The 19,130-nt window shown below is 60.3% G+C and carries 15 protein-coding genes; 10 read left to right on the top strand and 5 right to left on the bottom strand.

All coding sequences use genetic code 11. The features are described from left to right. Window positions 1-45 precede the first annotated feature (45 nt). From AB8A23_RS27145 to AB8A23_RS27115, 7 genes are all read left to right on the top strand, one after another. Window positions 46-3,357 (top strand): carboxyl transferase domain-containing protein, encoded by a 3,312-nt coding sequence (locus tag AB8A23_RS27145; protein WP_439057567.1) that lies wholly within the window; start codon window positions 46-48, stop codon window positions 3,355-3,357. Window positions 3,358-3,398: 41 nt separating this feature from the next. Further along, entirely contained in the window at window positions 3,399-4,361 is a 963-nt protein-coding gene (locus AB8A23_RS27140) for a hypothetical protein (protein ID WP_439057568.1), read from the top strand. Window positions 4,362-4,508: 147 nt separating this feature from the next. Beyond that, window positions 4,509-4,844, top strand: a complete 336-nt coding sequence (locus AB8A23_RS27135; RefSeq protein ID WP_231077733.1) for a hypothetical protein — start codon at window positions 4,509-4,511, stop codon at window positions 4,842-4,844. Window positions 4,845-5,041: 197 nt separating this feature from the next. Then, window positions 5,042-6,781, top strand: a complete 1,740-nt coding sequence (locus AB8A23_RS27130; protein WP_439057569.1) for an adenylate/guanylate cyclase domain-containing protein — start codon at window positions 5,042-5,044, stop codon at window positions 6,779-6,781. A gap of 27 nt (window positions 6,782-6,808) precedes the next feature. Further along, a complete protein-coding gene (locus tag AB8A23_RS27125; protein ID WP_439057570.1) occupies window positions 6,809-7,984 on the top strand; it encodes a phosphatase PAP2 family protein in 1,176 nt (391 codons plus the stop codon). Between the two features lie 47 nt (window positions 7,985-8,031). Beyond that, window positions 8,032-10,026 carry a S8 family serine peptidase gene (locus AB8A23_RS27120; RefSeq protein ID WP_439057571.1) on the top strand — a complete coding sequence of 665 codons (1,995 nt, stop codon included), beginning with the start codon at window positions 8,032-8,034 and terminating at the stop codon, window positions 10,024-10,026. Window positions 10,027-10,111: 85 nt separating this feature from the next. Continuing rightward, complete coding sequence (locus AB8A23_RS27115) at window positions 10,112-10,765, top strand: Crp/Fnr family transcriptional regulator (protein WP_439057572.1); 654 nt, start codon at window positions 10,112-10,114, stop codon at window positions 10,763-10,765. 210 nt (window positions 10,766-10,975) lie between these two features. On the opposite strand, the gene nadC is transcribed toward AB8A23_RS27115, so the two are convergent. The 5 genes from nadC to AB8A23_RS27090 form a co-directional block, all read right to left on the bottom strand. After that, window positions 10,976-11,842, bottom strand: coding sequence for a carboxylating nicotinate-nucleotide diphosphorylase (nadC, locus tag AB8A23_RS27110; RefSeq protein WP_439057573.1), 867 nt, complete (start codon window positions 11,840-11,842; stop codon window positions 10,976-10,978). Between the two features lie 14 nt (window positions 11,843-11,856). Further along, window positions 11,857-13,386: an L-aspartate oxidase gene (locus tag AB8A23_RS27105; RefSeq protein ID WP_439057574.1), complete on the bottom strand. Its 1,530-nt coding sequence runs from the start codon at window positions 13,384-13,386 to the stop codon at window positions 11,857-11,859. Continuing rightward, a complete protein-coding gene (nadA, locus tag AB8A23_RS27100; protein WP_439060443.1) occupies window positions 13,383-14,366 on the bottom strand; it encodes a quinolinate synthase NadA in 984 nt (327 codons plus the stop codon). Before nadA ends, AB8A23_RS27105 begins: the two co-directional genes overlap by 4 nt. Window positions 14,367-14,418: 52 nt before the next feature. After that, the gene (locus AB8A23_RS27095) at window positions 14,419-15,414 is read right to left on the bottom strand and encodes an NUDIX hydrolase (protein ID WP_439057575.1); all 996 of its coding nucleotides are present in this window, start codon (window positions 15,412-15,414) and stop codon (window positions 14,419-14,421) included. 286 nt (window positions 15,415-15,700) lie between these two features. Beyond that, window positions 15,701-15,928, bottom strand: coding sequence for a hypothetical protein (locus AB8A23_RS27090; RefSeq protein ID WP_439066034.1), 228 nt, complete (start codon window positions 15,926-15,928; stop codon window positions 15,701-15,703). A gap of 304 nt (window positions 15,929-16,232) precedes the next feature. Between AB8A23_RS27090 and AB8A23_RS27085 the strand changes: the two genes are divergently transcribed. The 3 genes from AB8A23_RS27085 to AB8A23_RS27075 all read left to right on the top strand — a co-directional run bounded on the left by AB8A23_RS27085 (window position 16,233) and on the right by AB8A23_RS27075 (window position 18,990). Next, complete coding sequence (locus AB8A23_RS27085; RefSeq protein WP_439057576.1) at window positions 16,233-17,564, top strand: tyrosine-type recombinase/integrase; 1,332 nt, start codon at window positions 16,233-16,235, stop codon at window positions 17,562-17,564. 515 nt (window positions 17,565-18,079) lie between these two features. Further along, the gene (locus tag AB8A23_RS27080; RefSeq protein WP_231081177.1) at window positions 18,080-18,481 is read left to right on the top strand and encodes a DUF2840 domain-containing protein; all 402 of its coding nucleotides are present in this window, start codon (window positions 18,080-18,082) and stop codon (window positions 18,479-18,481) included. After that, window positions 18,478-18,990, top strand: coding sequence for a S26 family signal peptidase (locus tag AB8A23_RS27075; RefSeq protein WP_199712040.1), 513 nt, complete (start codon window positions 18,478-18,480; stop codon window positions 18,988-18,990). Before AB8A23_RS27080 ends, AB8A23_RS27075 begins: the two co-directional genes overlap by 4 nt. Window positions 18,991-19,130: the final 140 nt, after the last annotated feature.

The raw sequence follows: 19,130 nt of genomic DNA, 5'->3' as shown, positions 1-19,130 counted from the left end.
GATGATGCCACCCCGGATCGCGTCTGTTGTTCACGGAGAGTTTCAATGCCCTTTCGCAAGTTGCTGATTGCCAATCGTGGCGAGATCGCCATTCGTATCGCACGCGCCGCGGCGGACGCCGGCCTTGCCACCGTCGCGATGTATCCGGCCGATGACGCGCTTTCGCTGCATGTACGGATCGCTGACGAGTCCACGGAAATCCCCGGCCGTGGTGCGCGTGCTTATCTCGATATCGAAGGTGTGATTGGTGCCGCGAAAGCCACCGGCTGTGACGCGCTGCATCCGGGCTACGGCTTTCTCAGCGAGAACGCCGATCTGGCCCGCCGCTGCGCCGAAGAGGGCATTACCTTTGTCGGCCCGTCACCCGCGGCATTGCAGCTGTTCGGCGACAAGGTCGCGGCCAAGCAACTCGCCAAGCGCTGTGGTGTGCCGATCATCGCGGGCACCACGGGCCCCTCGACGCTTGATGAGGTGAAAGCGTTTTTCACATCGCTGGGTAGCAATGCCGCCGTGATGATCAAGGCCATGGCTGGCGGCGGCGGCCGCGGCATGCGCGTTGTCGAGCGCGCGGAGGATCTCGACGACGCCTATGCGCGTTGCCAGTCCGAAGCCAAGGCGGCCTTCGGCAGCGACGGCGTCTATGTCGAGCGTCTCATTCGCAATGCCCGTCATATCGAAGTGCAAATCATCGGTGATCGTCACGGCGATATCAGTCAGCTCTGGGAGCGTGAATGCACCATCCAGCGCCGCAATCAGAAGCTGGTCGAAGTTGCGCCGAGTCCGTCGCTGTCACACAAATTGCGCAGCCGCATCGTTGAAGCTGCCAAAAATCTTGCGGCGGAGGCGAAGTATGACAGCCTCGGCACGTTCGAATTCCTGGTCGATGGCGAGGCTGGCGAGGGCGATGGCGCCTTCGCCTTCATCGAGGCCAATCCGCGGCTGCAAGTCGAACACACCGTGACCGAGGAAGTGCTGTCGGTTGATCTGGTGCGGTCGCAGCTCGCCGTTGCCGGTGGCGCCACGCTGGCGTCGCTCGGTCTCGATCAGGCCTCGGTGCCGAGTCCGCGCGGCTTCGCCATGCAGCTCCGCATCAATATGGAGACCATGGATGCCACCGGCGCCACCAAGCCGACCGGCGGCACGCTCGCGATTTTCGAGCCACCGTCAGGCCCGGGCGTGCGTGTCGATACGTTCGGTTATGCCGGTTACAAGACCAGTGCGGCCTTCGACTCGTTGCTGGCCAAGGTGATCGTCCACACGCCGTCGTCGAAATGGGCCGACGCCATAGCCAAGGGCACGCGGGCGTTACGCGAATTCCGCATCGAGGGCGTCGCCACCAATATCCCGTTGATGCGGGCGATCCTGGCCAACGCCGATTTCCAGGCCAATCGGATCAACACCAGCTTCATCGATCGCAACGTCGCCGATCTGGTCGCTGCCACACTGACAGCGGGCAAGCCGCTATTCGCCGCCAGCGGATCAACCGGTGATGCACGGACCTCCGCCGGCGTCGTACAGCCCGCGCCGGAAGGATCGATCCCGGTCGCGGCGCCGCTGCAGGGCACGGTCGTGTCCATTCCGGTGGCCGAAGGCGATGTTGTCAGGCCCGGCCAGCAACTCGCCATCATCGAATCCATGAAGATGGAGCATCTGGTGACTGCGGAGCAGGGCGGTCGCGTCACCCGGATCGCGGCATCCGATGGCGTCACGTTGATGCAGGGCGAGCCCATTCTGTATATCGAACCTCAGGACGTGGCCGGCGACCTCGCCACGGAAGAAGCCGATATCGATCTCGACCACATTCGTCCCGACCTTGCCGAACTGATCGCTCGCCAGGGGATCACGCTCGATGAAAACCGGCCCTCTTCGGTCGAGCGCCGGCGCAAGACCAATCAGCGCACCGCGCGCGAGAATATTGCGCAACTGGTCGATGACGGCTCGTTCATGGAATATGGCAGCCTCGCCATCGCCGGCCAGCGGCGCCGCCGCGCGGTCGATGATCTCATCAAGAACACGCCGGCCGATGGTCTGGTCGCCGGTACGGCCACGGTCAATGCTGCGAAATTCGGCGAGCACGAAGCACGCTGTATGGTGATCTCCTATGACTATACCGTGCTGGCCGGTACCCAAGGTCATATGAACCACAAGAAGATCGACCGCATGCTGTCGCTGGTCGAGCAGTGGAAAATGCCGCTAGTGTTCTATGCCGAAGGCGGCGGCGGTCGTCCCGGCGATACCGACCGGCTCGGCATGACGGGTCTCGACGGGCCATCTTTCGTGCAATTCGCCAAACTTTCGGGTCTCGTCCCGGTGGTCGGTGTGGTGTCCGGCTATTGCTTCGCGGGTAACGCTGCGATGCTCGGTTGTTGTGACGTTATCATCGCCACGAAGAACGCCTCGATCGGCATGGGTGGTCCTGCGATGATCGAAGGCGGGGGTCTCGGCGTTTATCATCCGGCCGAAGTCGGACCCGCCTCTTTCCAGTCACCGAACGGCGTCGTCGATATTCTCGTCGAGGACGAAGAGGAAGCGACACGGGCCGCGCAGAAATATCTGTCCTACTTCCAGGGCGCTGTGGCGGAATGGCGTGCGCCCGATCAGCGGCTGCTGCGACGTGCGATCCCGGAGAACCGGCTGCGCGTCTATGACATCCGCGCGGTGATCGATCTGATCGCTGATGAGGACTCCGTGCTCGAAATCCGGCGCGATTTCGGCGTCGGCATGATCACCGCGTTCATTCGTATCGAGGGCAAGCCATTCGGCCTGATTGCCAACAATCCCAAACATCTCGGCGGCGCCATCGACGCCGCGGCCGGAGACAAGGCGGCGCGCTTTCTGCAGCTCTGCGATGCATTCGACATTCCGATTGTGTCGCTCTGCGATACGCCGGGTTTCATGGTCGGGCCGGAGGCGGAGAAGACCGCGATCGTACGTCATGTCGCGCGTATGTTCGTCACCGGCGCGAGCATCACAGTGCCGTTGTTCGGCATCGTGCTGCGCAAGGGCTATGGACTCGGCGCGCAGTCGATGATCGGCGGCGGTTTCCACGCCTCGTTCTTCACGGCGGCGTGGCCAACCGGAGAATTCGGCGGCATGGGGCTGGAAGGCTACGTGCGGCTCGGCTTCCGCAAGGAAATGGAGGCGATCGCCGATCCGGTGGAGCGCGAGACCTATTACAAGAATAAGGTCGCTGAGCTCTATGCCAACGGCAAGGCGACCTCGATCGCGTCGGTGTTCGAGATCGACAATGTCATCGACCCCGCCGAGACGCGCCGCTGGGTGATGGCCGGCCTGCGTTCGGTGCCGAAGCCACCGCAACGCGAGGGTCGCAAGCGCCCCTGTGTCGATACCTGGTAGCCACAACGAACCGACGGCCCACATTCCCGGAGGAGTTTCCAATGATATCAAAAGCATTCGATACGGTGATTGAGGACGCCGGAAATGCACTGATCGGCCCGTGGCGACAGCCCCGACAGATGCTCCATGCGCAGACTTACGACTCTCACGCATCCATCCACGACGATGCCACCGCGCAGAAGCTCGGCTTCAAGGGCGGGACCATCGAGGGCCCGACTCATTTCAGCCAGTTTGCACCGCTCTGCGAACGACTGTGGGGCAAGGACTGGTTCGAGACGGGCTGCATCTCGGCGCATTATCGTGCTGCCGCCTTTGAGGGCGAGGAGGTACAGGCCGTTGTCGAAAAGCCGATCGATGGCGGGCATTATTGCACGATCAGGATGGTGAAGCGTGATGGCACCGAAGTGTTGCGCGGCAGTGCATCGATCGGCAGTGACGCGCGGGCCTCCGCCCTGGATATCCGACTCACTGAGCTGAAGCCGCTGAGTGATGCCGTAATCCTGCGCGACATCAAGCTCGGCATGACCACCGCATCGCAGACGGTTCGGATGGATTTCGATCAGAACATGGGCGAACTCTATCCATTCTCGCTTGAACAGAAGCTCAAGGTCATCAGTGAGCCGTCGCCCTATTACGCGCCAGAGAGCGCAGGCAGCTCGCCATGGGGACGTGCGATCATTCCGATGGAAATGCTCAGTGTGTTGTTTCAGCACGGCAGCAAGAAGGATCGTCTGCCGGTCAAGGGGCCGGCAGTCGGCCTGTTCGCTGATCAGGAAATCCGGTTGCTACGAGGTCCGCTGTTCGTTGGAGAAGACTACCGCATAGACCGCAAGGTCGTCGCGATGTCCGGCAGCAAGCGCACCGAGAGCCTGTGGGTGCGCACCGAAGTCTTCGATAGCTCGAACGCGCTGGTCGCGACGATGCTGCTCAATCTAGCGACGCTCAAGGAATCCTACGCCAGCTACGACCAAGAGTATGCTGCGCTTCCTCGAAGCCACGCGTAGCCTGATACGCTATCTTTTGGTTCAGGGGGCGGCCAGGCCGGGACAAAGAGCGTCGGCAGTCAGACAAAATCATCCCGGGATGTGACGCTCGTCACATCCACCTCCAGCGGGACGCAGTAAGGCTATGTGCCTTATCTGGAGGCAATCATGAGTGCGTCGGAAGATAAACTGGAGCAGTCCTATCGTCGATTATACCATCGCTTGATGATCGGGGCCGGAGTGATTTGCGCCGTCCTCATGTGTGCGATCGTGGTTGGGAAAACCGCCGCAGTCCCTGCCATCATGAAGCAAATCGTTTCAGGCTTTAACGATGTACATCCGTCGTCAGGGGCGGAGGCGCCGTCGCTACGCGCAGGTCGCAGTTGCCGGCTGAAGAACTCCTGGTCTATGATCGAGATAGCACCATTCGGTCCGGCGGCAGGTATCGATGATTACGGCTGGCGTATCAAAGTCGAGTCGCGTGGCGACGTGGTTGCAATCTAGTCGTCAGGAGCGGCGTCCTGAAATCGCCGTTGTTCAAGTCTAGCTAACAAGTTCTTGGCGGGCAAAATTGAGTGTGATCCGTCCGCGATACCGAGTTTGTGCGCATTAGTGCACAAGAGTGCGGATCAGAACAGTGACCAGCGTGGCTGATGGCTAGATCAAGCGCTTCACTCGCATTCGAGAATCCGGAATGGGTGGTGCGCACACTGCTCTTCGTGGACGTGGTCGAGTCCGTGCGACTGATGGAAGAGAACGAGGCCAGCACCGTACAGCGATGGCGTAAACTCGTTAAAACGATAGATGAAGATGTCCTGCCGCGGTTCGAGGGGCGGCTTGTAAAGAGCCTTGGGGATGGGCTCCTGATGGAATTCCCTCAATCTCCCCTCGCGGTGAGAGCTGCCTTTGCAGTCCAGAATGCGTGTGCGGTTATCAATGAAGGCGTTCCGCAAGATCAGTATATCCTCGTCCGTGAAGGAGCTCACGTCGGTCATCTTCTTGCGGACGAGCACGATGTTTACGGGGCTGACGTTAACCTTGCAGCCCGGCTCACAGGTTTAGCGGGGCCGGGGGAAATTGTTGTATCGGCCGATGTTCGCGACCAACTCGTGCCTGTATTGGATGCCGACGTCGAGGATTTGGGAGCTTGTTACCTTAAACATGTGCATGAACCCGTTCGAGCGTATCGTGTCGGCCCACCAGGGCCGCGACCCGTGATCGAGCCAGGTACTGTATCAATGCCGAAGTTGCGCGCCACTGTCGCGGTCGTACCTTTTACCGGGCTGGATGATGGTCCGGAACATCGGGTCATTGGCGAAGTGCTCGCCGACGAAATCATATCCGCGCTTTCGCGTTCATCGGAGCTGAACGTCATCTCGCGCCTGTCGACGTCTGTCTTTCGCGGGCGGGATAGTTCGGTCGAGGAGATCAGTAGCTATTTGACGGCGAACTACGTTCTGTCGGGCTCTTACCGCAAGGCCGGAAGTAAGTTGCGGGTGAACCTCGAACTGGCATCGTCGTCGAATCTGACAATCGTTTGGTCTGACTCGTTCGTTTGTAGCGCGACAGCTTTGATCAGCGGAAAGGACGGTGCTGTCGCGGGTATTGTGACGGCGGTCAGCTTGGCGATCATGGCGCGCGAGCTTGAACGCGCGCAGTCGCAATCACTCCCGACCGTCGAGAGCTACACGTTGTTGATGGGGGCGATCGCGCTCATGCATCGTCTTTCGGTGCACGATTTTGACAGGTCGCGCCAGATGCTCCAGGTCTTGACCGAGCGCATGCCCCGACAGGCCGTACCATGGGCATGGATGGCCAAGTGGCACATATTGCGGGTCCAGCAGGGATGGACCGATGACTGGAGTGCGGATACGCAACTGGCGCTCGATTGCGGGCGGCGAGCACTGAGTGCCGACCCGCGGTGTTCCCTCGCGCTGGTGGTTATGGGCTTTGCTCATACCAATCTGCTGAAACAATTTGACGTCGCGCAGGAGCAGTATGACCTCGCGCTGCGCGTCAATCCCAACGATGCGATGGCGTGGCTGCTAAAGGGAACGCTTCTTGCCTTCAAGGATGCAGGAAAGTCGGCAGTCGAGCACACCGAGCACGCGCTGAAACTGTCGCCGCTGGATCCTCACAGATACTTCTACGATTCCCTGGCCGCAACGGCTGCTCTCTCCGCCGGGCAATACAAGCGCGCCATCGATCTTGCCAACCGTTCGTTGCGCGCCAATCGCACGCATACGTCCACGTTTCGCGCGCTGGCGATCGCGCAATGGCAGCTCGGCCTTCAGCAAGAGGCGCGCAAGACGGTGACCGAACTGATGAAACTCGAGCCGGGCCTGACGGTCGCGAAATATCGCGAGCGTCACCCCAGTGGGGGATATGAAACCGGCCGCATCTGGTCGAGCGCATTGCAGGGAGCTGGCGTACCGAATTAGCAGAACGGGAGCAAAAACATGTGCACGATGGGTCCTGAAGGCGGCGCAGGAGGTGCGGGGGGCGCAGGCGGCGCCGGTGGTGCTGGGGGAGCGGGCGGTGCCGGAGGTGCAGGCGGTGCTGGCGCTGGGCCCTACGGCAGTTATGGATCGCCGCTGGTTGCCGATGCACTCGTCAAGCACCGCGACGGTATCGTCGGAAGCTGGCTCGGTCAGACCGTCAATCGGTCGCCACGTGCGCTGGACGACAAGAAGAACCTCGCGCTCTGGGAGCCGTGGGTGCGGGCGGCGGTCATAGACTTCGAACTGCTGTCGCACCTCCATTTTACAAGCCACTCAGAGAAATTCAGCTACAAGCATCAGGGCAAGAACGTCTCCCGGACACCGAGCGAGAAGTCGGTCACGGTCTGGCAGTTCCACGTTCAAACCACAGCGGCAGATCCGTCGCCCAAAGCGAAATCGAGCCGAATTGCGACTTTGATTCGCCCGCCGGTCGACACTTTCAAAGGCCAGCTGGATTTTCTGGATCAATACGCCGATCTTCGCGAGGATCGTGTTTCGGAAATCGTGACCCAGCTCGGCCCTCAATATGCGTTCTGGAGTTCGGTCGTGAACTTGCATCCGGATCGCACCAAGAAGACGATCGAGCTGCTCGATGCTGCGCTTCGGTTTGCGACCGCGGTGGAAATGCGCATCAAGCATGCTCTGGCGTGCTGGCGACCATATGAACTGTCGTCTCAGGTTCAACCGATCATTCTGACGCCGGGCCACGGGACATTTCCGAGCGGTCATTCAACCGAAAATCACATGATTGCGCGCATCCTGTGGGAGCTGTACGGGCGCGAACCGAGACTAGGTGAGCAGTTGATGCGACAGGCGGCGCGCATCGCGGTCAACCGCACAGTGGCGGGTGTCCATTTCCCGGTCGATACTGCGGCCGGTCAGGTGCTTGGACTGTCACTTGCCCGCTATTTCATTCTGCGGGCGAAAGGTGGGCCGAGGTTCAACGCCTGGCGTTTTGACGGCGGGCGATACGGAGCTACTCAGGACTTCAATTTCCATGATTTCTACAATCCAGCAAACGGACAGGAAAAGCTGAGCCCCCTGATTGATCCGCCCTATGTCGATTTTCTCGCCTCCACGCCGCCAGTTGTATCGCCGATTATGAAGTGGCTGTGGGATGCTGCGCTTGCAGAGGTGAAGTAGCTGCTGGGAAATGGCGGTAGGGCGATCGCATTCGCAAGGTGTGCGTTATGGCAGAACAACGGAAGCGGGTTTCACCTTATCTCGAATGGGCAGTGCTGACGGAGTTCGCTTATCTCCCGGGTGAGTGGTTCTGGGTCTTGTTGGAGCTTGATGGACCAGTGGAAGCCCTTGCCCGTTCCGTCGTGCGCTCGGGGCTGGATCAGTTCATTCGAATTCCCGCGGTCTATCAGGAGGCGCCACCCTCGCTGAGAGGTGCCGATCTAACATGCTGTATGGCGATTGCGAGACGCGAGGCTCTTTCCGCATTTGTTTCCGGCAAGGTATCGCGCGGTGACGCCAAACAGTTTGCGCCCCTGCTGTCCTCGATCAATCGAATCGAGCTTGGAACGCCGACGACGAATCTGTTCGAGAAGACTGAACCGATCGAGCAGCAGTTGCTTGCCACGAGTCCGTCGCGGCGGGCAATTGTCGCGATCATCGATGACGGATTGGCGTTCGCCCATGAGAGATTCCGCTTTCGGGATGGCCGATCGCTGGTGAAGTATTTCTGGAACCAGGACGATCACACAAATACAGGCATGCCGGCCGGCTTCGGCTGGGGGCGCGAGCTGCAGGAGAACGAGATCAATCAAATTCTGGCGTCCTGCACGCATACGGGATTGCTGGATGAGGATGAGTTCTATCGGTTGGCCGGTCAGAAGCTGGCTGCTCGCCGCGCCAAGCACGGTACGCACGTCATGGACATCGCCTGCGGGCTCGATCCGAAACACGCGGTTCCCGAAGATCCCAACCTTCCCTATATCATCGGCGTTCAATTGCCGAAGTGGGTGACAGAGGAGACGTCGGGCGCATTCCTGACTCCGAATGTCTACGCCGCCATCACCTATGTGCTCAGTCGTGCGGATCAGATCTCGGCCGCCGAAGGAACGGGGCCGATCCCAGTGGTCATCAATTTGAGTTATGGGACCATTGCCGGCCCGCACGATGGTACGTCACAGCTGGAAGCTGCGATCGATCAGTTGATAGCGTCACGCACCGCACCGCTCAGGGTCGTTCTGCCAGCCGGAAATCACTATCTGGCGCGATGTCATGCCTTGGTCGAACTGTCTCAGGCATCAGTCCCTGGTCAGTCGCCCAAGCGCTTGCGGTGGCGCGTGCAGCCCGACAATAAGGCCAACAGCTTTATGGAGCTGTGGCTGCCCAAACAGGCAACAGAGAAGTCCCAGCCCGAAATCGCCATAAGGATTACCACTCCGACCAACCAGCGCAGTCCTTGGATTGGGGCTAACCAGAACTGGCAGTGGCGCATATCAGGCCAGCTCCGGTTTTTCGCGAAATACTACACTGCAGTCGGGGAGCGATCGCAGATATTCCTTGCTATGGCGCCCACAGCTGATCTCGCAATGCCCTCGCTGACTGCGCCGTCCGGGACATGGCTGATCGAACTCAAAAACAAAGGGGCAGCCACGACAGTCGATGTCTGGGTTCAGCGCGGCGACACGCCATTTGGCTATCCGTTGTCAGGGCGGCAATCTCGGCTTGAAGACGAGAATTACGTGCGCTTCGATCTTGCCGGACGACCGGAGCAAGATGACAAGGGCTCCAGCCCGGTCCGGAGGGAAAGTACGATCAACGCATTGGCGACAGGGACGCACGCAATCGTCGTGGGTGCATATCTTCGCAGCGACAAGGCCGTCAGCGAGTATTCGGGGGCCGGAGGGCGCGCGACATCAGATGGCGCATCCCCAATCCGAAGCCCCGATGTGTCGGCAGTTGGAGACGAGTCGCCAGTACACAGGAATCTGCTTGCCGCCGGTACGCGCAGCGGTTCCGTTGTGACGATGAATGGGACAAGTGTCGCGGCTCCGCAGGTGACACGATTGATCTCGGAATTGATGATCTCGCAGCTTGCTTGCGATCGTCCGGACGTACAGCGCATCGCGAAAACAGGAGACACAAAGGCGCCAGGTCCCGGCTCACCATTGGCAGTGCGGATCGGGGCTGGCCGGCTGGATCGGTGCAGACGTCCAAACAGACCTTGATTTGGGACCGGTGCGGAGCACAGGAAACATCGCGGTGTCGAAAGCGAAGGCAGCGAGCTCAGCGGGCCGTCAGGCAGCAATGCGCATGAACGCGATCTTCAGCGACCTCGCGCCCGAGACGGTTGCCCAGCTGTTTCATCGCGCGTCTTTCCAGACCTTCGAACGGGGAGACTACATTTTTCGACGCGGAGACCCTGGGACGTGCCTGTTCGGAGTTGTGGAAGGCTCGGTGAGGATGTGTGCATCCTCTCCTGACGGTAAGAGCGCGGTGTTAAATCTGATCAGTGCCGGTCAGACATTTGGTGAGATTGCTGTTTTGGATGGCCTCGACCGAACAACGGATGCAATCGCGAATAGCGATTGTGAGATCTGGGGAATTGCGCGGCGCGATCTGATCCCCCTGGTTAGAGCCGAGCCGGCTTTGGCTGCAAAGTTCATTGACTTGTTATGCGCGCGCCTGAGATGGACGAGCGAGCATCTGGAAGAGGTGATCCTTCACGGTCTCGAGGCTCGTCTTGCCCATATCGTCATAAAATTTGCGGAGCCGAATGTGCAAATGGATGGACCCCTTGTGGTGAATATGACGCAACAGAGCGTCAGCGAGATGGTGGGAATTTCGCGGGAGCGCGCAAATAAAATCATATCCGCTTGGGCCGATCGCGGCTGGGTTCTGGTCAAGAATCGTACACTTGTCCTTCTCGATACTCAGGCGTTGAAGAACGTCGCCACGCGAAGTTAGAACGTGACGGTGCTTTACCGATCGGATGTGCATTTTTGCGCCGAGCAGTGAAAAGATCTGATGCTTTTGGTCTCCCGAGAGACTCTGGCTAGAGGACGAAGGCCACGCGGCGCGGGATCGACGAAGCTAGTGGTAAAAGTTGCCATCGGGATAATTGCTGAGGTTTTCTGTTGATATTGAGTCCGACCGCAACAACATCAATAGCCTGACTCACATCTTCAAATCGTCCGGTTTAAAATCGAGCCCGATGTCGAGAACGCCGACGCTATGGGTGAGCCATCCGATCGAGATCAGATCGACGCCGGTCGCAGCGATGTGTGGCGCTGTAGCGGGCGTGATGCGGCCGGAGGCTTCGGTTACCGCCCGACCTGCGACCATCGCGACGGCTTTCGTGAGCGTGGGTGGATCCATATTGTCAAGGAGTACCGCGTCTACACCGTGATCGAGCGCCTCGCGCAGCTGATCGAGCGTGTCGACTTCGAGTTCGATCTTGACCAGATGCCCGACACCGGTTTTCGCCCGCTTCAGCGCCTCGGTTACGCTGCCGGCGATGGCGACGTGATTGTCCTTGATGAGTACAGCATCGTCGAGGCCGAACCGGTGATTGCTGCCACCGCCAACGCGGATCGCATATTTTTCGATGGCGCGCAGCCCTGGCGTTGTCTTGCGCGTGCAGACAATTTTCGTCTGGTAGTCGCGGACCGCTGCAACCACAGATGCCGTTGCCGTTGCGATTCCGCTCAGGCGGCACAGAAAATTCAATGCAACCCGTTCAGCAGTCAAAATACCTCGCGCGGGGCCGGTGATCGTGGCGATCACGTCGCCGGGTGCCAGGACTGCGCAATCGTTGCGCTCGATATGCATCTCGATCGCGGGATCGATCAGTTGAAAGGCGAGTCGAGCGAGGTCGAGCCCGGCCACCACGCCGGGCTGGCGCGCAACAAGAAGTGTCGTGGCGCGTCGGTCGGCTGGCACGATCGCATCGGTCGTGAGATCGCCGGCTCGTCCGAGATCTTCAAGCAATGCCATGCGAACCAATGGCTCGATCATGACATGGGGTAGCGGTGAGGGCGTCATGGCGATCCTTTGGGTTAGGCGACGAGTTCCGGGATGTCGTCTCGCGCGGCTTGAAGCGCGTCATCAAGGCGCAGCGTCGAACGCTGTGCCAGACTCGTGTGCTTCGGGAAGTCGGTGCGTGCATGCGCGCCGCGGCTTTCTTGGCGGCGCAAGGCAGCGATCACGATCATCAGGCCGACAATTGCGGGATCGCTTGCAGCTTGCTGCGAGATCGCGAGGGGATAGAGCACGCGGGCGGCGGCACGCAGGCCTTCGCCATCGCGCAACACGCCTGCGGCACGCGACAGAATAGGGCGCACCGAACTTGGGTCGCTGTCCGTTACTCCACCGGGCAACATTGGCTGACGCCGCCGGATGGAGGTCGTTGCGGCAATATTCTGGGCAACCCAGCCGCCACACACGGCCGCCTCGAGGAGTGAATTACTGGCGAGCCGGTTTGCCCCATGGAGACCGGTGCAGGCGGCTTCGCCGCAGGCCCAAAGACCGTCGACGGAGGTCCGCCCGGTCAGGTCAACCAGTATGCCGCCCATGTGGTAGTGCGCAGCGGGACGGACAGGGATCGGCTGCGTAACCGGATCGATTCCTGCATCGCGACAAAGTGCCGTGATGGCCGGGAAACGCCGCGCAAAGTCGAGTCTCTTCACGCCCCTTGCGTCGAGAAAAACCCGATGCCCCGCCGCCATGTGCCGCCAGACGGCACGTGCAACGATATCGCGGGACGCAAGCTCGGCGCCGGGGGCACCGGCCATGAAGCGATCGCCATTTTCGTCGACCAAGATCGCGCCTTCTCCGCGTACGGCCTCACTGATGAGCTTCAGTGGAGAGGACTTGCTGTCGAGCGCCGTCGGGTGGAATTGGATAAATTCAAGATCGGCCATGACGGCGCCGGCGCGTGCTGCGAGCGCGAGGCCCTGGCCAAAGGATCCAGCCGGATTTGTCCCATGCAGAAACAGACCTCCGATGCCACCGGTCGCGATGACGACACGATCGGTGGCAAAGAGCACGGGTCCTCGACCGGTATGGCCGAGAAGACCCACCACTGCATTGTCTTCGACGACCAGGCGCTGTGCCGTGGCTCCCTCGATCACCGTGATCGCAGGCGTCTCGCGGACCTTGCGGACCAGGGCTCGAATAACGTCCCGGCCTGTTGCATCACCCCCGGCATGGACGATCCGGCGGCGCGAATGCGCGGCCTCGAGGCCGAGGATGATCTTGCCGCAGGCATCCCGATCGAAAATGACGCCGAGCCGCGCCAACTGTTCGATCGCGGCGGGCGCTGCGGCGAGGATTGAAGCCGCGATGGTTTCGTCGCACAAGCCATCACCGGCGGCGAGTGTGTCCGTCAGATGCAGCGAAGCACTATCATCCGCCCCGATACTGGCAGCGATACCGCCTTGCGCGAGTGCGCTCGACGATTCCGAGCCCAGTGGCGCGCCGGTCAGGAGCAGCACCGGTTGCGGCGCCAGCGCCAGGGCGGTCATGAGGCCGGCGATGCCGCCGCCGATGATAACGGGAGCGCCGTCCGTATCGTGTAATGCTGTCATGTGACGGCCAGCATTCGTTCGACCGCGAGGCGTGCGCGCGCTGCGACACCGTCGTCGATCGTGACCTGGTGCTGCATCGTCTCCAACGCGTGACGGATGTTGCCGAGTGTGATCGTCTTCATGTGCGGACAAAGATTGCACGGACGAATGAATTCGAGGTCCGGATACTGGATGGCGACATTGTCGCTCATCGAGCATTCCGTCAGAAGCACGACGCGCGGTGGTCGTTTGCTTGCGACGTAGGACGACATGGCGGCCGTCGAGCCGGCGAAATCGGCCTCCGCCAGCACGTCCGGCGGGCATTCCGGGTGCGCCAGTACGACGACACCAGGGTGGTTCTCGCGCAATTGACGCACCTCTTCGGCGCTGAAGCGCTCGTGCACCTCGCAATGACCAGTCCAGGTAATCACTTTAACCTTGGTTTCGGCAGCGATGTTCCTGGCCAGATATTCGTCCGGCAGCATGATCACGCGTTCAACGCCAAGCGACTCGATCACCGCCTTGGCATTGCCCGAGGTGCAGCAGATATCCGACTCGGCCTTCACCGCTGCCGAGGTGTTCACATAAGTCACGATCGGCACGCCAGGATAAGTTTGCCGCAGCAGCCTCACGTCCTCGGGCATAATGGAGTCGGCAAGCGAGCAGCCGGCGCCGCGATCGGGAATCAGCACGGTCTTCGACGGATTGAGTAATTTGGCCGTCTCGGCCATGAAGTGAACGCCGGCGAGAACGATGACGTCGGCCTCCACATGCATTGCTTCACGCGCCAGCGCGAGGCTGTCGCCGACTATGTCCGCGACGCAGTGGAAGATGTCCGGTGTCTGATAATTGTGGGCAAGGATGACGGCGTTGCGGCTCTTCTTCAACGCGATGATCGCGTCGATATCTTCTGACAGCATCGACCATTCGATCGCGGGGATCGCGTGGCGCACTTTCGCATAGAGATGTTCCGAAGGACGCAGTTCAGGTATCGACAGCATGATATATACTCTCGTTGAGCATATGTTATACTGTAATCGAGTATAAGGCTTGTCAAGCCCCCGAGACGGGAAGTTTGGTTCCGGCGATGGCGCGTTCCGCAAGGACGGCACGGCGAAAGCGGAAGAGTTTTGCCGGACGTCCGCCGGTGTCCTGGCTGGTTTCGCCAGTTTCCTCAACGAGTTCCTGCTGCTCGATCAGGCGGCGGAAATTCGGCTTGTGCACTTGCCGTCCGGCCAGCGCCTCAACACAGCGTTGCAATTGCAGCAGCGTGAATGTGTCCGGCATCAATTCAAATACGACAGGATGGTATTTGATCTTGGCCCTGAGTCTTGCAATTCCGGTGGCCAGAATCCGGCGATGGTCCAGGATCATGGGGTGACCCGGCGCGTTCGACAAAGCCGCACGGGTCGACGTGGATGCTGAGGAATTTCCCCGTGTCGCCTCGGGGATCAGTTTCGCCTCATATAATAGTTCGTATCGCTGCAGAACCAATTCCTCGTTCCAGCTGTGCTCCTCGAAACCGAACAGCATTGCGGTGCGTTGCCGACGAGCGCGCTGCGCCGCCCGGTCGGATGCTGCAGAAGCCCAGGCTTTGAGCCCTGGCTGCAGAGCTTTCTCCATCAGCGGCGGTGGGCCGTCACGATGATCCTCCCATGGGAAATAATCATACCAGCCGCGCCATCTGGCCTCGTGTTCGCCGAATGCCGGTTGTTCTCGTGTTAGGCCAAGATAGCTGATCGAGATGACATGCTGCCCAGTGGCGCCAGCGCGATCACGATCGGCAAAGGTGTAGAGCTGTTCGACATAACCAAGCGGCAACCGTGTCTGCCGTTCGACCCAGGCACGTAGCCCCGATTGCAGCGAACGATGGGCGAGTTCGAAAGGCCCGGAGGGCAGGGCGCGCTGATCCTGGATTGTTAGAACGCGAGGCTCGCCCGAGGTCACGGATACTAGCACGGCAACGAGATCAGCCGCAATTCCTTGCGGTGATGACTGCGTTGCCAGACGCGCATTTGGCTTGGAAGCGGAGCTGTCGAGCGGGTCCATGAGCTGGTCTGCTTAAGTGTTCATAGGGACAGGGTGAAAGGCTGCATCGCGAATCCACGCAGATATTTTAACATGAGGCTGCAACGTGACGCTCACGGCAAGAGCGGCCATCCAGACTTGAACAAGTCGCGTCAACGCACTTTTCCGATGTGCCGTCCTGGTTGTCGCATGGCCTTGTGAGGTCACGTGCCGATTGCGGATATTCCCGGGGCACGTCGGCGATCTCGCTTGGGCAAGTTCGCCAAAAAAACGCGCTGGTCGAGGTGCTCACCGACTTTCCGCGCCATTACCTGTCCACGTGCTCTATTTCCACACGCCAGCCCCAGCGATCCAGCAGGCGCTTGATGAACATCGACGGGCGACCATCAAACGAGCCGCGCCATTCATCCAACGCGATCTTCATCCCAGCCTCCCAAGAGTGGAGCGCATTCCACAGATCGACGTGCGTGGTTCGCGCATCGTTCTGTGCCGACTTGTCGATCAGATTTTCGGAGGGGCGAAAAAAGCCCAGCAATCACGGGCTTTAAAATGGTGGGCGCACAAGGGATCGAACCTTGGACCTCTCCCGTGTGAACCACAATCTGTAGACCCTAGCCAGCCAGCCCTAAGCATAGTAAATTTGCATAATGTCCTGTTAATTATGGTGTTTTTGTAGTGTGTGACCATAGTTGACCATGGTGGGCCATAGCACATTTTGTGTGCCCCTGTCGTGCCCCCCCGAATTTTCCCTTGGGGCACACAGTCGAGGGAAGGTCTGAGACCCGGTTCTTGCCGGTCCGATCATTCCCGCGTGGGCACAAGACGGAAGGGCAGGGACCGTGGGAGAGCCGATCAACTATTTGACACTGACCGACACGGTCATCCGCGACACGACAATGCCACCGGGCAAGGCGCAGCATTACCTCCACGACGACAAGCTGCCCGGTCTGGCGCTGCGCATGCGCGCGACGGGCGGCCGGACCTGGGTTTACCTGTTCACCAAGCCGGGAGTGAGAGGCACTCAGCGCAAGACCCTCGGGGCCTGGCCAAGGTTCAATGAGCGGGCGGCTCGGAAGGCCGCCACCATCGCCGCTAGTGAGGTGGTCACAGGGGTCGATCCGAACGACGCCAAACGAGAAGCCAAGCGCCGGCAACTGGCCGAGATGCAGCGCACTACGCTGGTGGCCTTGATCAGTGAAGACGGCCCTTATCAGACATCCCTGACCGGACGCCAAGTCGTGAACTGGAGGCCTGCGATGTCGGCGCTGCGGCGCGGTCTCAAGGATCATTTCGATCCCGCCATCGGCGAATTGACGCGCCGGCAAATCATGGCGGCAGTGGACAAGACCGCCAAGACCGGTAAGCGCGGTGCAGCCGGGGACTTGCGCAAGCACACCCACACATTCCTCGAGTGGTGTGTCGGCGAAGGTTACGTCGAGCACAACGTGCTTGCCGGCTATCGCGCGCCGAAAGAGACCCGTGCGCAGAGGGTCGGGCGCCGAACGAAGGGCCGCGCGCTGATGGATGAGGAGATCATCAAGGTCTGGCACGCATCCGGCAAGCTCGGGGCTTTTGGACAATTAGCACGCATGTGCCTGCTCGGCGGTCCGCGCCGCAGCGAGCCAACCATCATTGAGTGGCGAAAGCACATTATGGATGACCGCATCACCTTCGATGCGGCGTGGACCAAGATGGGCCTGCATCACGACGTGCCGCGCACTCATCTCGTTGACGAGGTGCTCACAGCTGCGAAGCATTTCCAGCGCGCAACGTCCGACTACGTCTTCCCGTCACCAAAGACCGGCGGCCAGTTGTCGGGCTTCACCAAGATGGTGAACCGTTTGGTTAAGGAAGCGGGTGTCGCCAGGTTCACCATGCACGATTTGAGGCGCAGCTTGCGCACCGTTATGTCACGGTGCGGCTACGACAACGAAATCCAGCGGTTATGTGTCGGGCAAAAGCCGCGCGGAATCGATCAGGTCTACAATCACGACGAACAGTGGATCATCCGCAAGATGGCGTTCGAAGCTGCTCATGACTACATCGCGCAGTTGGTCGGTGCGCAACGGGTCGGAGGGGTCGTGCGCCTGCAACGGACGAATCCACTTGACCCCATCAAGGCTGAGCTGCTCGGTCGTCTTCGCGAGCATTATGCGGCGGAGGCGTCTTAGTGGCTTTATCGCATCTGGCTAGATAGTCGCGCACCGCATCGACCCGATAGAGCGGGCGACCATCGACATGGCGCCATTTCAGGGGATGGTTCCGATCGCGCCGCCACTGCTCCAGCGCTCCGGGCGTGCGCCGGATGACCGCGGCCGCTTCCAATGCCGTCAAATTCGAGCTGCCCGGCAGCGTATCGATATCGAACGTCGCTGGCGGCGGCATGCCACGTTTCTTGCGAGGGCGCTTCGTGGCACGCGGCATTTTCCCCCTACCTGGCGACGCAAATGCCTCGATCCGAGTCTTTTCGTTCTTGCCGCCCATGCCTCCGCCCCGAACCACCATCGGTCTCAGACAATAAGATCGTAGGCTTCTCCAGCAAGAAAGAAATATAAAGCGCTGGTATGGCTGCTGTGTAGTTGTGGCGTACAAATAGGACGAATCGCCCCCTTTTGCCGCGAAGTTGACGAGCAACTGTGAATCGTAGGGGGCGATCGGCATCCTAATTGTCTGATGGACCTGGCATCTGTGGGGGCACTGTTCGGAGCCGATCCTAGATCGCCGTCGGCGCGTTGTGTCGTTCACACCCGGCAGCATCTTCGCGTTCGTCCGCTGGACCTCAAATGACTTTGGCACGGTCATCTCGCGGATCGACATCTTGCGGGCAGTCGCGGCCGGTCAGCGTTGCACCACGGTGCCCTATGTGAAACCCGGCGGCGAGATTCTGTTGCGGCTGTCGGGCTGGCCCAAGGTCGAGCGGGTGCTGCAACTGATCGATGCGATCGAAGCGCTCAGCATCGATCCCGCGAACGCTGCACCTGATTATTGGCATCACGTCCATAACCGCTTGTCCGTCAACGAAGCTCCACGAACCTACACTAAATCGCGTCACCAGGCCTGGCTTCACCGGCAGAGGATCGCACCATGAATGGCCGGTTCTCGGTGCTCGCAGTCATGTTTGTTGGGATCACCGTTCTCGTTGCCCCGGTCGTCGCGGAGCCGGTTCCCCTCTATGTGTGGAATGCTTCCGAAAGTGTGCCGCTTGGCCTCTATCGCTTGCAGCCTGCAGACAGACTGTTTGTCACCGAACTCGTCGCCATCAAGCCGCCTGAGCCGCTGGCGACCTTTCTTGACCTGAACGGCTATCTGCCGGTCGGCATTCCCATGCTGAAGCGCGTGCTGGCACTCCCGGGGCAAACGGTTTGCAGAAGCGGGCACACTATCTCGATCGATAAGATCGACATGGGTGAGGTGCGCGAGCGAGACAGCCACGGCCGACCGCTGCCGGTCTGGCACGGCTGTCGTGTTGTCGGCGAGGACGAACTCTTTCTCATGAACCGGCAGTCCAAGGACTCGCTGGACGGTCGGTATTTCGGGCCGATCGCGGCATCTGCCGTCATCGGCCGTGCACTCCCGGTGTGGACTGGGGAGAAGTGAGCGTGCGTATCTTCCTTGCTCGATCTGCCATTCCTCTGTTCGACCAAACGCTGCACCATTCCTCCGTCCCGACCAGAATTCGCAACGCCGGCGCGCGCAGCGGCGGTCCAGGGCGGCCGCAAGCCGTTTGGGGACGGTAG

It is taken from the genome of Tardiphaga sp. 619_E2_N8_4, from assembly GCF_051810905.1.
GTDB lineage: Bacteria > Pseudomonadota > Alphaproteobacteria > Rhizobiales > Xanthobacteraceae > Tardiphaga > Tardiphaga robiniae.
This window is presented reverse-complemented; position numbering and strand designations above follow the sequence as displayed.

What these genes read in the sequence shown, in the direction of transcription:
- AB8A23_RS27125 (WP_439057570.1), top strand. Translation starts at nt 6,809, where the DNA reads ATGGGTCCTGAAGGCGGCGCAGGAGGTGCGGGGGGCGCAGGCGGCGCC.
- AB8A23_RS27135 (WP_231077733.1), top strand. Translation starts at nt 4,509, where the DNA reads ATGAGTGCGTCGGAAGATAAACTGGAGCAGTCCTATCGTCGATTATAC.
- AB8A23_RS27095 (WP_439057575.1), bottom strand. Translation starts at nt 15,414, where the DNA reads ATGGACCCGCTCGACAGCTCCGCTTCCAAGCCAAATGCGCGTCTGGCA.
- AB8A23_RS27140 (WP_439057568.1), top strand. Translation starts at nt 3,399, where the DNA reads ATGATATCAAAAGCATTCGATACGGTGATTGAGGACGCCGGAAATGCA.
- AB8A23_RS27120 (WP_439057571.1), top strand. Translation starts at nt 8,032, where the DNA reads ATGGCAGAACAACGGAAGCGGGTTTCACCTTATCTCGAATGGGCAGTG.
- AB8A23_RS27115 (WP_439057572.1), top strand. Translation starts at nt 10,112, where the DNA reads ATGAACGCGATCTTCAGCGACCTCGCGCCCGAGACGGTTGCCCAGCTG.
- AB8A23_RS27105 (WP_439057574.1), bottom strand. Translation starts at nt 13,386, where the DNA reads ATGACAGCATTACACGATACGGACGGCGCTCCCGTTATCATCGGCGGC.
- AB8A23_RS27145 (WP_439057567.1), top strand. Translation starts at nt 46, where the DNA reads ATGCCCTTTCGCAAGTTGCTGATTGCCAATCGTGGCGAGATCGCCATT.
- AB8A23_RS27075 (WP_199712040.1), top strand. Translation starts at nt 18,478, where the DNA reads ATGAATGGCCGGTTCTCGGTGCTCGCAGTCATGTTTGTTGGGATCACC.
- nadA (WP_439060443.1), bottom strand. Translation starts at nt 14,366, where the DNA reads ATGCTGTCGATACCTGAACTGCGTCCTTCGGAACATCTCTATGCGAAA.
- nadC (WP_439057573.1), bottom strand. Translation starts at nt 11,842, where the DNA reads ATGACGCCCTCACCGCTACCCCATGTCATGATCGAGCCATTGGTTCGC.